The organism is Comamonas kerstersii, from assembly GCF_008801935.1.
GTDB lineage: Bacteria > Pseudomonadota > Gammaproteobacteria > Burkholderiales > Burkholderiaceae_C > Comamonas > Comamonas kerstersii.
Genome location: NZ_VZOT01000020.1, coordinates 14,863 through 27,671, shown reverse-complemented (window position 1 = coordinate 27,671; position 12,809 = coordinate 14,863). Strand labels below are relative to the sequence as shown.

The following is a 12,809-nucleotide window of genomic DNA, read 5'->3' as shown; positions in this document are numbered from 1 at the left end:
ACGGAATTGAAGTGAACTTCACTTCTATTCTCATGAGCGTTTGATTTGGCAATTCGCCTTCAAACGCCCACGCTTATCGGCTGTATCTTGTTAAAGATGCCTTGAAGATCAATTTCTTCAAGTTTCGTTCGCTGCGATCAGCGAAGCCTTGTATTGTAGCACCGTTTTTCGATGCTTGCAAAAAGAATTTGAAATTTTCTCTTTGCGTCGCTGACTGCGTTTTGCGATCAGCGAAGACTTGCATTGTACATCACTTTTGGTGCTTCACAGAAATTTCTGCAAAAACCTTTTCAGCGATTGGCAGCAAGAAGCTGCTCTGTACTAGCAATGGAGCGAACTATAGCACCGTTTTGGCACTGTTTCAGAAAAAAGCTTTTCAGTCGCAGCCATCAAGATGACTGCGACTGAGGCAGCGCACAGCGCTGCCTTGGATAATGCAGTCACCATGGCATTGATTACTTTATTGGACGCCCAGCTTGCGTTTGGGCATGTGGCCTTGCTGGACCACGCCAGCTTTGCGCTGGAGAGCAACGAGCGCGTAGGACTAATTGGGCGCAATGGCGCTGGCAAGTCTTCGCTGCTGAAAATTCTGGGGGGATTGACCCACGCTGACGATGGCAGTCTGCAGGTGCAAAACGGCATTCGCATTGCCTATGTTCCGCAGGAGCCTGATCTGAAGTCTGAGCACACCGTGTTTCAGGCGGCTGCCGAAGGCCTGGCTGAGATTGCCAAGCTGCGAGAGCTGTATCTGTCTGGCGCGGAAGGCGTGGATCTGGATGCGCTGCAGTCTCAGATTGAAGCGCAGGATGCCTGGAACTGGGAGCAGCGCGTCGAAGAGACGCTGCAGCGCCTGCACCTGGATGCGCAGGCGACGGTGGGCAAACTCTCTGGCGGCACCCGCAAGCGCGTGGCCCTGGCGCAGGCGCTGGTGACCAAGCCTGATGTGCTGCTGCTGGACGAACCCACCAACCACCTGGATCTGGATTCGATTGCCTGGCTGGAAGACCTGCTGCTGGACTATAAGGGCAGCGTGGTGACCATTACCCACGACCGTGCCTTCCTGGACCGCATTGCCACCCGCATTGTGGAGCTGGACCGTGGTCAGCTGCGCAGCTACCCCGGCAACTTTGCACAGTACATGCAGCAAAAGGAAGAACAGCTGCAGCAGGAAGCCGTCATCAACGCCAAGGCCGACAAGCTGCTGGCACAGGAAGAAGTGTGGATTCGCAAGGGTGTGGAAGCACGCCGCACCCGCAGCGTGAGCCGCATTGAGCGCCTGAAAGACCTGCGTGCCAACCGAGCCGCCCGCCGGGAAGCGCTGGGCAGCGTGAAGCTGGACATTGATTCTGGCAAGGACAGCGGCTACCAGGGCAAGATCGTGGCAGAGCTGACGAATGTCTCCAAATCCTTTGGGGACAAGACCATTGTCAAGCACTTCACAGGCACCGTGCTGCGTGGCGACAAGGTCGGCCTGATTGGCCCCAATGGCGCGGGCAAGACGACGCTGCTCAAGATGATTCTGGGCGAGCTGGAAGCAGACACCGGCAGCATCCGCCGTGGCAACAACCTGCAGGTGGCCTACTTTGACCAGATGCGCCACCAGATCGATCTGGATGCGACGCTGGAGGACTTCATCAGCCCCGGCAGCGAATGGATCGAAATTGGCAGCAACAAGAAACATGTGAAAAGTTATTTGCAGGATTTCCTGTTCTCGCCTGCGCGTGCGCACTCACCCGTGCGATCGCTTTCCGGCGGTGAGCGCAACCGCCTGCTGCTGGCACGCCTGTTTGCACGCCCTGCCAATGTGCTGGTGCTGGACGAGCCAACGAACGATCTGGATATCGACACCCTGGAATTGCTGGAAGATCTTTTGCAGCAGTACGACGGCACGGTGTTCCTGGTCAGCCACGACCGCACCTTTCTGGACAACGTGGTCACCAGCATCATTGCTGCCGAGGGCGATGGCCTGTGGCGCGAGTACGAAGGCAGTGTGCAGGACTGGCTCACCCAGTCCCAGCGCAGCCGGGAACTGGCGGAGCAGGCAGCCAAGAGCAGCGCGGCCAAGGTGGTGACACCCGTCAAGGAAGAAGCACCCAAGGACAAGGCCGTGCTGCCAGGCGCCAAGCGCAAGCTCAGCTACAAGGAGCAGCGCGAGTTGGAGCAGCTGCCTGACCTGATTACGGCACTGGAAGAAGAGCAGGCTGCTATCCGCAAGGAACTGGAAGACCCTGCGATTTACGCCCGCGACAACGCCCGAGCCATGCAGCTGCATGCGCGTGATGGCGAAATTGAAGAGGCGCTGATGCAGGCGCTGGAGCGCTGGGAATTGCTCTCCAGCTAAGCACCGCAACAAAAAAAGGAGCTACTAGCGCTCTTGAATCAAGGATTTCAAATAGTTTTCTATCTGAATTCCTTGTATTTCAAGCGCTGGCAGCTCCTTTTTTATGAGTTGCTTTAGATGCGGTGACGTACGTCAGGCGAAGCACGCAACTGGGCCAGTACCGCAGGTGCAATCTGGTTCAGCGGCAATACCTCATGGGCTGCGCCATGGGCGATGGCTTCACGGGGCATGCCAAAGACGATGCAGCTGGCCTCGTCCTGCACATAGTTGTAGCTGCCTGCGTCTTTCATCTCGCGCATGGCGACAGCGCCATCTGCCCCCATGCCGGTGAGCATGATGCCAAAGGCATTGCGGCCCACGAACTGCGCCACAGACTTGAACAACACTTCCACCGATGGCTTGTGGCGGTTCACGGGAGGTGCCTGCTCATCCACCACGGCCACATAGTTGGCACCACTGCGCGAAATAGAGAACTGCTTGCCACCAGGTGCGATATAGGCATGGCCGGGCAGGATACGTTCACCATGGACCGCTTCCTTGACCGTGATCTGGCACAGACTGTTCAGGCGTGCGGCAAAGCTGGTCGTAAAGCCAGGCGGCATGTGCTGGGTGATGACGATGGCGGGCGCGTCAGCAGGCATGTGCACCAGCACTTCCTTGATGGCTTCGGTGCCACCGGTCGATGCACCAATGGCGATGAGTTTTTCGGTCGAGAGCTTGCCCAGCAGACTGGCACTGCTGACTGCAGGCTTGGCAGGTGCTGCTGCAGCCGCACCGCCAGCGGCAGGCGCAGTGTGGGCAGGACGAACCATGCGATGCACATGGGCCGAAGCGGCAATGCGGATCTTGTCTACGATTTCCGTGGACAGCTGCTGCAGGCCATTGGCCACGCCTACGCGGGGCTTGGCCACAAAGTCCACGGCACCCAGCTCCAGCGCACGCATGGTCACTTCAGCGCCACGCTCGGTCAACGTGGAGATCATGAGCACGGGCATGGGGCGCAGGCGCATGATGCGGCCCAGAAAGTCGATGCCGTCCATCTTGGGCATTTCGACGTCCAGGGTGATCACGTCCGGATTCTTTTCGCGAATCATCTCGCGCGCGATCAAGGGATCGTTGGCCGTCCCTATGCACTCCATGTCAGGCTGGCGATTAATGATTTCAGCGAGCAGACTGCGCACCAGTGCAGAGTCGTCCACCACAATCACCCGAATCTTGCGGTTCATTCTTCTTCAACCTCTCTCAAAACAGATCCACGCTGCCGCCTGCATTGGTTTTGGCCAGCTGTGCAGCGCTGCCGCGTGAACGTTCCTGCTCCACCAGCACTTCGGGGTGTGCATGTGCCAGGCGCTTGACCATGGCCTTGCCCGTAACCGGGAAGTACACCACCTTGCGAGGGTAGATATCAAGAACGTCTTCCGACACGATCGGAATGCGCTCTGTTTGCAAATATTGCGTCACGAATTCTGTATTGCGCTCGCCCACATTCATGGTGGTGAAGTTGGCCATGACCTGCCCACCCCCAAAAATCTTGGCCTGCATGGTCTCGCGGCGAGCGCCCAGCTTGATCATTTCGTTGATCAGCACTTCCATGGCATAGGAGCCATAGCGGCCACTGACGTCTGTGCTGTCGCCCTCCGGCAGCATGAAGTGGTTCATGCCGCCGATGTTCATGGTTCTGTCCCACAGACAGGCCGCGATGCACGAGCCCAATACCGTACAGATCACGATATTTTCACCGGTGACAAAGTACTCGCCGGGCAAGACTTTGACGGCATTGAACTGAAAGTGATGATCAAAGTAGAAAAACGATGCCTCGCCAGGCTTGCGAGGCCGCCTGCGCAGCGTGTCCAGCAAGGAGGCATCCTGCCTTTTTTTTTCTGCTGCGCCAGCATCCCAGGAAGTGCCTGCACTGCCAGCCCCTTGCAATGTCCGAGTGTTCATGGCTGTGCCTTCTTCATTCCTGGTGGGACATGTATGCCGACATGCATCTAGATGCGCTCGTAGACCGTCTTGCCCCGCAGGACAAACAGATCGCGCGATTCGCTGAAATTCTCCGCATGCCCGACAAACAGCATGCCGCCCGGTTTCATCACCCGGTGAATGCGCTCCAGCACCTTGCGCTGTGTGGGTGCATCAAAATAAATCATGACATTGCGGCAGAACACAATGTCAAACGGTTCCTTGAACGGCCAGTCGTCACGGATCAAGTTGACCTGCATGAACTCGATCATGCGGCGCAGCTCAGGCTTGACGCGCACCATGCCGGCATTGGATGCCTTGCCGCGCATGAAGAAGCGATGCAGGCGCTCCTGACTCAGACTCTTGACGTTCTCCATGCGGTAGATGCCGTTGGACGCCGTGTTGAGCACATTGGAGTCAATATCGCTGGCAATCAGCTTGAAATGCGCGCCAGCGCCCAGGGCTTCCTGCGCCGTCATGACGATGGAGTAAGGCTCTTCCCCGGTGGAGGCCGCATTGCACCAGACACGCCAGGAGGTGCTGGCAGGTTTGCTCTTGAGGTGCTGCGCCAGAATCTGAAAGTGGTGCTCTTCACGGAAGAACGACGTCAGATTGGTGGTGAGCGCGTTGACAAACTCCTGCCATTCGCGCGCATTCCCTTCCTTTTCCAGCCAAGTCAGATAGGCATCAAAGCTGTCATGCCCGGTCTCGCGCAGGCGGCGGGACAGGCGGCTGTAGACCATGGCGTGCTTGCCATCGTGCAGGCTGATCCCTGCGTGTTTGTAGATCAGTGCCTGAACGCGGCTGAAGTCTGCCGACGTCCAGGCGAACTCTCTGCCTTGCGCTACGGGAGCAGAAACCTGTACAGAAGCCGAGAGTTGACCTGTGGAACGCATGAAGATGTTGAAAAGAAATTTCCGTAAAGAAGACCACCAGAGCTGATTGCAGCAGCCCGCGCAGCATGGCGCGCACTGCGGGCGAGACGGCAGATGCCGCCGTGGAAGAGGTTACTCGGTAGGAGCCACCAGCCCCATGTCCACGTTGGACATCAGCTTTTCAATGTCCAGCAGGATCAGCATGCGCTCGCCCACCGAACCCAGACCCAGAATACAGCCATTGTCGATGGCGCTTTCGATATCGGGTGCGGGACGGATGGCTTCAGGCGCCAGCTCCATCACGTCGCTGACCGAGTCCACCACAATGCCCACCACACGGTTGTGCAGGTTCAGGATGATGACCACGGTGAAGCTGTTGTACTCCACTTCGGAGCAGTTGAACTTCAGGCGCATGTCCACGATAGGCACGATGGTGCCACGCAGGTTCACCACGCCCTTGATGAATTCAGGCGCATTGGCAATGCGTGTGGGTTGCTCGTAGCCACGGATTTCCTGCACCTTCAAAATGTCGATGCCGTATTCCTCCTCGCCCAGACGGAAGGTCAGATATTCGCGGGCACCGCTGGACTTGTTTTCAGCACTCTTCCCCATGACGCTCATTGCTTTCTCCTCAGGTATCAGGGGCGTCCGTTGTTTTCAGGACGCCAGCCTGCTCCAAAAAAATTCCATGCTCTGGGTGCAGCAGCTGCTGCACCCGCTTGTTTCTACCGATTAACGTGCGCGGCGCACCAGGCTGCTGGTGTCCAGAATCAGGGCCACCGTGCCGTCACCCAGAATCGTTGCGCCCGACACATTGGGCACCTTGCGGTAGTTGCTCTCCAGATTCTTGACCACCACCTGGTGCTGACCCAGCAGCTCATCGACCAGCAGCGCCACGCGCATGCCGTCGGACTCGATCACTACCATGATGTCGCTGCGCTTGCCGTCGCCATGGCGAGGCACGCCAAAGACCTTTTCCAGCTCGATGACCGGCATGTACTCGTCGCGCACCTTGACCAGCTGCGCGCCTTGCGTGACGGTGCTGACATCGGCAGGGTTGACCTGGAAGGACTCGACCACCGAAGACAGAGGCAGGATGTAGACCTCGTTGCCCACACCCACGGACATGCCATCCATGATGGCCAGCGTCAGTGGCAGGCGGATGGACACACGCATGCCCACGCCCTGCACGGAGTCAATTTCCACCGAACCGTTGAGCGCCGCAATGTTCTTGCGCACCACGTCCATGCCCACACCGCGGCCGGACACATCCGTCACCACATCGGCCGTGGAGAAGCCGGGCGCAAAGATCAGCTGCCAGACTTCGCCATCGGGCATGCTGTCCGAGACATCCATGCCACGCTCGCGCGCCTTCTTCAGGATCTTCTCGCGGTTCATGCCCTTGCCGTCATCACGCACCTCGATGACGATGGAGCCACCCTGGTGCGATGCCGACAGCGTCAGCGTACCGGCTTCAGGCTTGCCTGCAGCCAGGCGGTCCTCAGGCGATTCGATGCCGTGGTCCACGCTGTTACGTACCAGGTGGGTCAGCGGATCGGTAATCTTTTCAACCAGGCCCTTGTCCAGCTCGGTCGCTTCGCCCTGGGTGACCAGGTTGATCTTCTTGCCCATCTTGTTCGCCAGATCACGCAGCATGCGCGGGAAGCGGCTGAACACGGTGGACATGGGAATCATGCGGATGGACATCACCGCTTCCTGCAGGTCGCGGGTGTTGCGGTCCAGGTCGGCAAGACCCGCCAGCAGCTGCTGGTTGGTCGAAGGGTCCAGCGCGCGGCTGTTCTGTGCCAGCATGGCCTGAATGATGACCAGCTCGCCAGCCAGGTTGATCAGCTGGTCTACCTTCTTCACATCCACACGGATGCTGGTGGATTCCATCTGCGCAATATTGGGGCGGGTCACGGTCTTGACCGCTGCTGCCGCTGGCTTGTTCACGGGCGCACCGGGCGCGCCATCAAAAATGCCAAAGGCTTCGCTTTCAGGCAGCGCCACCGCAGGGGCTGTTGCTTCATCCTTGGCTTCGGCAGGCGCCTGTGCCACCTCAGCAGGTTCAGAAGCAGCCGCCTGTGCAGCAGGAGCGGCAGCGCCCACTGGCGAAATCTGCACCTGCTCCTTGGTCACGTGGAAAGCCATCAGGTCCAGCAGATCATCATCCGTAGACTGCGTCTCCACTTCAAACAGACGCGACTTGGGGTCCTCGCAGGGCAGGTCCTTGATGCTGCCCAGCCCTGGGATGTCGCGAAACAGCTCCTTGATCGCGTCGGCCGTCTCCAGATTTTCTACAGGACCAATCTTGATCTGCAGATGACGCACGCCACCGGCAGCCGGTGCTGCAGCGGGCGCAGCCACCACTTCTGGGGCAGGCGCTGGTGCTGGAGCAGGGACAGGCTCGGGTGCTGGAGCAGGCTGTGGTGCAGGTGCGGGGGCCGCAGCAGGTGCAGCGCCCTCACCGGCGGCCAGGCGAGCAATGCGCGAGACCAGATCTTCCGTAGGCAGTGCTTCGCCTTCGCCGCCCGCCTGATGGCGTGCCAGCAGGCTGCGTGCAGCATCGCTGGCTTCCAGCAGCACGTCCACCATTTCGGGGACGGGCGTGATCTCGTGACGGCGCAAGCGGTCCAGCAGCGACTCCATCTTGTGGGTCAGCTCGGCAACATCGGTAAAACCAAACGTGGCAGAGCCGCCCTTGATGGAGTGTGCGCAACGGAAAATGCCGTTGAGTTCTTCGTCATTGGCAGCGTTCAGGTCCAGATTGAGGAGCATCTGCTCCATCTGGTCCAGGTTCTCCGCCGCCTCTTCAAAGAAGATTTGATAGAACTGCGTGAGGTCAAAATCGGCTTCTGCTCCGCCTTGGTGTGTATCCGCCATGAGGTTTCCTACTATCTTTTTCTTGGTATCCGGTTGACTGGTTTCTTCTGAGGTCAGCGAATTACCTTCTGCAGCACTTCAATCAAACGATTGGGATCAAACGGCTTCACCAGCCAGCCTGTTGCCCCAGCAGCTCTGCCAGCCTGCTTCATCTGGTCACTGGACTCGGTCGTCAGAATCAAAATGGGCGTGTTCTTGAAACGTGGATGCTCACGCAACCGGCGCGTCAATCCAATGCCGTCCAGACGGGGCATGTTCTGGTCTGCCAGCACCAGATCAATGTGCTCTGCCTCGACTTTTTCCAAGGCATCCATTCCGTCAACAGCTTCAACCACCTTGTAACCGGCCCCAGACAAAGTAAAGGAGACCATTTTTCGCATGGATGGTGAGTCATCAACAGCGAGGATCGTATGCATGTAAAGCTCCAACGGACTTCTAAAAATTTCTGAATCTGGTTTCAAAACAGCTCGATTGAACCAGCATCCATTTCGCTTTGCGTGACAGGATTCGGTCTTTCTGGCTGAGCTGGCATTACAGGTACATCCAGCTCATCCTCTTCGCGCCCCATGGTTTCAGAGGCCAGACGAAAAGCACAGCTTTGTAACACCCGGGTGGTATGCCCAATCAATTGGGTTGCCATGTCGTGAAACTGCAGCTCTGTGACAGCTCTGCGCAAGGCTGCGCGCGCTGCTTCAAGATCTGGATCCTCTGCATCCCGGTTACCGGCCAACAAGACATTGGCCTCACCAAAACGCTCCAACAAATTGGTCGTGGCATGATTGAGCAGGCCTTCCAAACGATGCAAGTCGCGCATGACCACAAGCAGAGAGTCCTGCAGTTCGGCCGCAACCATGACGGGAACCTGTACCACAGGCTCGTCAGATGGTCTTTGCGTAGAGTGCATTGTTTCTCCAAGTTGGCGGAACCAGTCACCAGTTCCAGACATAACACGGCCGTTTTCGGTGGAAGTCCGACTTCTGAGGCTTACTCACAGCACGAACGAATGTATCCCCAGAAGAAAATTTGTTCCAATATGTTTCCATATGATAGCGCTCCCGGAGAATGGCAATCCTGCAGATAAGCCCCTGCTTGTGCTTCACCTTGAGGATTCAAAAGCCGATCAGCGGCTGGCTCAGATTACGCTGAGCAAGTCAGGATTCGCATTCGACATTATTTATTGCGACAAACTGGACGAGTTCCTAGAGCTGCTCAAGACCCGCCGCTTTGACTTAGTTCTAGCCGACTTCTATCTGCTGGGCTTTACGGCGCTGGATGCCTGGGAAGCTGCGCGGCAGCTGCCGCATTGCCCACCGTTTGTGCTGCTGTCCGGCGCTATTGGGGAAACCGCTGCCGTGCAGGCCATCCGGCAGGGGATTGCTGACTATTTGCTCAAGGACGACATGGCCCGGCTGCCCCATGTCATACTGCGCGCCCTTGAAGTCCATGAGGCGCGGTGCGCCAGGGAAAAGGCCACGCAGGAGCTGGAACGCTCCGAGCGCCAGCTGGCCGAGCTGACTGAGCACCTGCAAAACTCCATCGAGCAAGAGCGCGCAGCCATTGCCCGCGAAATTCATGACGATATTGGCGGCTCATTGACCTCCGTCAAGTTTGATTTGTCCTGGATCGAGCGAAATACCACAGATGCTGGCATCCAGAGCCATGCGCGCGCCGCGCTGGAGATGCTGCAGCACGCGCTGGGGGCCAGCCAGCGCATCATGATGAACCTGCGTCCACCCGTGCTCGATCAGGGGCTGGTGGCCGGGGTGCAATGGCTGGCAGAGAACTTTGAGCGCCGCACGGGTATTCCCACGCGGCTGCATGCGCCGTCCTTCATCGACGTGCCTGCAGATATCCAGCTCGTTGCCTACCGCACGGCCCAGGAAGCACTGACCAACGTGGGCAAATATGCCCAGGCGAGTGCTGTACACATGGACCTGTCCAACGCCGAAGGTTTTCTCACGCTGGAAGTGCGGGACAACGGCTGCGGCATCAGCCCTGAGCAGCGCAACAAGCCCAAGGCCTTTGGGCTGCGCGGTCTGGCCGAGCGCGCCAAGACCGTGGGTGGGTGGCTGGATGTCAGCAGCCAGGTGGGCAAAGGCACGAGCATCATCGTGTCCGTCCCGCTGCCGTAAAACGTAATATGTACCGACTACTTGCCTCTCAGAAGGAGACGTCTTGATCGATGTTGTGATTTGCGATGACCACGCGGTCCTGCGCCGCGGCATCCGTGACACGCTGGCAGAAGCCACAGACATCCGGGTGCGCGCTGAAGCGGGCGGCTATACCGAGCTGCGCGAAGTGCTGCGCAACACCCCCTGCGCGGTCCTGCTGCTGGATATCAACATGCCGGGCCGCAATGGCCTGGAAGTGCTGGGCAGCGTGCGCGAGAGCTATCCCGACATCAAGGTGCTGATGGTCTCCATGTACCCGGAAGACCAGTACGCGCTGCGCTGCCTCAAGGCAGGTGCCCATGGCTATGCCAACAAGTCTGGCGACCCCATGCAGCTGATCGAGGCCGTGCGCGTGGTGCATGCTGGCCGCAAGTTCCTGACCCCGGAAGTGGCACAGATGCTGGCCGACAGCCTGACCCAGCCCACACCGGAAGCGCCACACGCTGCCCTCTCTGAGCGCGAAATGCAGACGCTGCAGAAAATTGCCACTGGCAAGCGCCTGACCGATATTGCGGAAGAGCTGATGCTCAGCCCCAAGACGGTGAGCGTCTACCGTGCACGCGTGCTGGAAAAGCTGCAGCTGAGCAATAACGCAGAGTTGACGGTTTACGCCATACGCAACAATCTGGTTTAAAAAACATAGCGCCTTGCGCCCAATGAAAAAGGACTTCAGCATGAATTGCATGCGAAGTCCTTTATTTTTCAGCGCAAGCAGCTCTCTTTTTTACAAGAAGCCGCCACCAAACACCGCCAGCGTGCGCTCAATCATGCTGAGGAAGGGCTGCTCCATCATGGGCAGCGTGGCCGTGATGCCCAGCATGCCCACCGTCAGCGTGATGGGAAAGCCCACGGCAAACACGTTCATCTGCGGCGCAATGCGTGCGATCACGCCCATAGTCAGGTTCACAAACAGCAGCAGCGCCATCATGGGCAGCGCAATCCACAACGCGCTGGAGAACACGGCCGAGCCCAGCTCGTGAATGCGCATCTGCGAGACCGCCTGGATGAACGAGCCATCCACCGGAAACGCCTGAAAGCTTTTGATCACGGCCATCAGCACAAACACATGGCCATTCACCACGATGAAGAACAGGGTGAAGATTTGCACCAGAAAGCGTGAGACAGCGCTCAGCTGCGCACCGCTGGAAGGGTCAAAGAAGGAGGCAAAGCTCAGGCCCATCTGCAGGCCGATGAATTCACCCGCCACCTCCATGGCGGCAATCACCAGCCGTGCGGAAAAACCAATGGCCAGGCCGATGCCCACCTGCTGAATCACGCAGACCAGTGCCTGCGGGGAGTTGACATGCACCACGGGCTGGTCACCCAGCACGGCCTGCGCGCACACGGCCACCAGAAAGGCCAGCGCCACCTTGACGCGCATGGGAATGGCTTTTTGCGAAAACACGGGCGCAGCCGTGAACATGGCCAGTGTCCGCAGAAATGGCCAGATGATGGGTGAGAGCCACGCCATCAGCTGCTCTTCGGAAAAGCCAATCACCGTTTACACCCTGCCCTAGCCTAAGGCACTGGGGATGTTTTCAATCGTGCGCCGGATGAAGTCCACCACGGTGGACAGCATCCACGGCCCAGCCACAGCAAACACCAGCACGGCTGCTACCAGCTTGGGCACAAAGGACAAGGTGTTTTCGTTGATCTGGGTGACGGCCTGAAAAATGCTCACCACCAGACCGACAACCAGCACCGTCAGCAGCACAGGCAGCGAGACCATGAGCAGCAGCGTCAGCGCTTCACGCCCGAAGGTCAGTACGGATTGAGGAGTCATGAGCTGCGCCTTTCCCTCTAAATGGCAAAGCTGGCAGCCAGCGAACCCACCAGCAGGTTCCAGCCATCGGCCAGCACAAACAGCATGATCTTAAAGGGCAGCGCCACCAGCACGGGAGACAGCATCATCATGCCCAGCGACATCAGGATGGAAGACACCACCATGTCAATGATCAGAAACGGAATAAAGATCATGAAGCCGATCTGAAACGCCGTTTTCAGTTCGCTGATCACAAAGGCCGGAACCACCACGCGAAATGGGGCATCTTCAATCGACGTACCGGGCTCCAGCTTGGCCAGACGGGAAAACAGCGCAAAGTCGGACTGCCGCGTCTGGCGCGCCATGAACTCGCGCACCGGTAGTTCGGCCTTTTTCAGCGCGTCTTCAAACTCCATCTGGTTGCTGGTGTAGGGCACGTAGGCGTCCTGGTAGACGCGGTCCAGCGTCGGCCCCATCACAAACAGGGTCAGAAACAGCGACAGGCCAATGATGACCTGATTGGGCGGTGCCGACTGCGTGCCCAGCGCCTGGCGCAGCAGGCTCAGCACAATCACGATCCGGGTAAAGCCCGTCATCATCAGCAAAAGGGCTGGCAGAAAGGACAGTGCGGTAAAGAACAGCAGCGTCTGAATGGGCACCGAAAACGAGCTGCCCGCGCCGCCAGAGCCCACCAGTACCGGCAGGCTGGGGCCCGCGGCCGTCTGCGCTGCTGCGACAGCTGGCAGCCAGCAAAAAGCCGCCCCGACGGCGGCTGGCATGGCCCAGTGCATATGGGAAGTGAGAAAGCCTGATCG

Annotated in this window: 13 protein-coding genes; 3 read left to right on the top strand and 10 right to left on the bottom strand. The window is 58.5% G+C overall.

The genetic code is table 11. The features are described from left to right. Positions 1 to 445 precede the first annotated feature (445 nt). Positions 446 to 2,341, top strand: coding sequence for an ATP-binding cassette domain-containing protein (locus F7P80_RS15885; protein WP_151046014.1), 1,896 nt, complete (start codon positions 446 to 448; stop codon positions 2,339 to 2,341). Positions 2,342 to 2,454: 113 nt separating this feature from the next. Here the strand turns inward: F7P80_RS15885 and F7P80_RS15880 are convergent, their stop codons facing one another. From F7P80_RS15880 to F7P80_RS15850, 7 genes are all read right to left on the bottom strand, one after another. Next, positions 2,455 to 3,567: a protein-glutamate methylesterase/protein-glutamine glutaminase gene (locus F7P80_RS15880; protein ID WP_054065958.1), complete on the bottom strand. Its 1,113-nt coding sequence runs from the start codon at positions 3,565 to 3,567 to the stop codon at positions 2,455 to 2,457. Between the two features lie 16 nt (positions 3,568 to 3,583). Continuing rightward, on the bottom strand, positions 3,584 to 4,285 hold the full coding sequence (cheD, locus tag F7P80_RS15875) for a chemoreceptor glutamine deamidase CheD (RefSeq protein ID WP_151046012.1): 702 nt from the start codon (positions 4,283 to 4,285) through the stop codon (positions 3,584 to 3,586). 47 nt (positions 4,286 to 4,332) lie between these two features. Beyond that, entirely contained in the window at positions 4,333 to 5,199 is an 867-nt protein-coding gene (locus F7P80_RS15870; protein WP_054065959.1) for a CheR family methyltransferase, read from the bottom strand. Between the two features lie 111 nt (positions 5,200 to 5,310). Next, entirely contained in the window at positions 5,311 to 5,799 is a 489-nt protein-coding gene (locus F7P80_RS15865) for a chemotaxis protein CheW (RefSeq protein WP_054065960.1), read from the bottom strand. 111 nt (positions 5,800 to 5,910) lie between these two features. Next, entirely contained in the window at positions 5,911 to 8,061 is a 2,151-nt protein-coding gene (locus tag F7P80_RS15860) for a chemotaxis protein CheA (protein ID WP_151046010.1), read from the bottom strand. 53 nt (positions 8,062 to 8,114) lie between these two features. Further along, the gene (locus tag F7P80_RS15855) at positions 8,115 to 8,477 is read right to left on the bottom strand and encodes a response regulator (protein ID WP_054065962.1); all 363 of its coding nucleotides are present in this window, start codon (positions 8,475 to 8,477) and stop codon (positions 8,115 to 8,117) included. 41 nt (positions 8,478 to 8,518) lie between these two features. Next, a complete protein-coding gene (locus tag F7P80_RS15850) occupies positions 8,519 to 8,965 on the bottom strand; it encodes a hypothetical protein (protein ID WP_151046008.1) in 447 nt (148 codons plus the stop codon). Positions 8,966 to 9,104: 139 nt separating this feature from the next. On the opposite strand from F7P80_RS15850, the gene F7P80_RS15845 reads away from it, so the two are divergent. Both F7P80_RS15845 and F7P80_RS15840 read left to right on the top strand, forming a co-directional pair. Continuing rightward, on the top strand, positions 9,105 to 10,193 hold the full coding sequence (locus tag F7P80_RS15845; protein WP_151046006.1) for a hybrid sensor histidine kinase/response regulator: 1,089 nt from the start codon (positions 9,105 to 9,107) through the stop codon (positions 10,191 to 10,193). Positions 10,194 to 10,236: 43 nt separating this feature from the next. Next, entirely contained in the window at positions 10,237 to 10,866 is a 630-nt protein-coding gene (locus F7P80_RS15840) for a response regulator (RefSeq protein ID WP_151046004.1), read from the top strand. Between the two features lie 90 nt (positions 10,867 to 10,956). Here the strand turns inward: F7P80_RS15840 and fliR are convergent, their stop codons facing one another. Genes fliR through fliP form a run of 3 tightly spaced genes read right to left on the bottom strand, consistent with a single transcriptional unit; the run spans position 10,957 to position 12,785 of the window. After that, positions 10,957 to 11,730, bottom strand: coding sequence for a flagellar biosynthetic protein FliR (gene fliR, locus F7P80_RS15835; RefSeq protein ID WP_054065966.1), 774 nt, complete (start codon positions 11,728 to 11,730; stop codon positions 10,957 to 10,959). 15 nt (positions 11,731 to 11,745) lie between these two features. Then, positions 11,746 to 12,015, bottom strand: coding sequence for a flagellar biosynthesis protein FliQ (gene fliQ, locus F7P80_RS15830; RefSeq protein ID WP_054065967.1), 270 nt, complete (start codon positions 12,013 to 12,015; stop codon positions 11,746 to 11,748). Between the two features lie 17 nt (positions 12,016 to 12,032). Beyond that, on the bottom strand, positions 12,033 to 12,785 hold the full coding sequence (gene fliP / locus F7P80_RS15825; RefSeq protein ID WP_054065968.1) for a flagellar type III secretion system pore protein FliP: 753 nt from the start codon (positions 12,783 to 12,785) through the stop codon (positions 12,033 to 12,035). Positions 12,786 to 12,809: the final 24 nt, after the last annotated feature.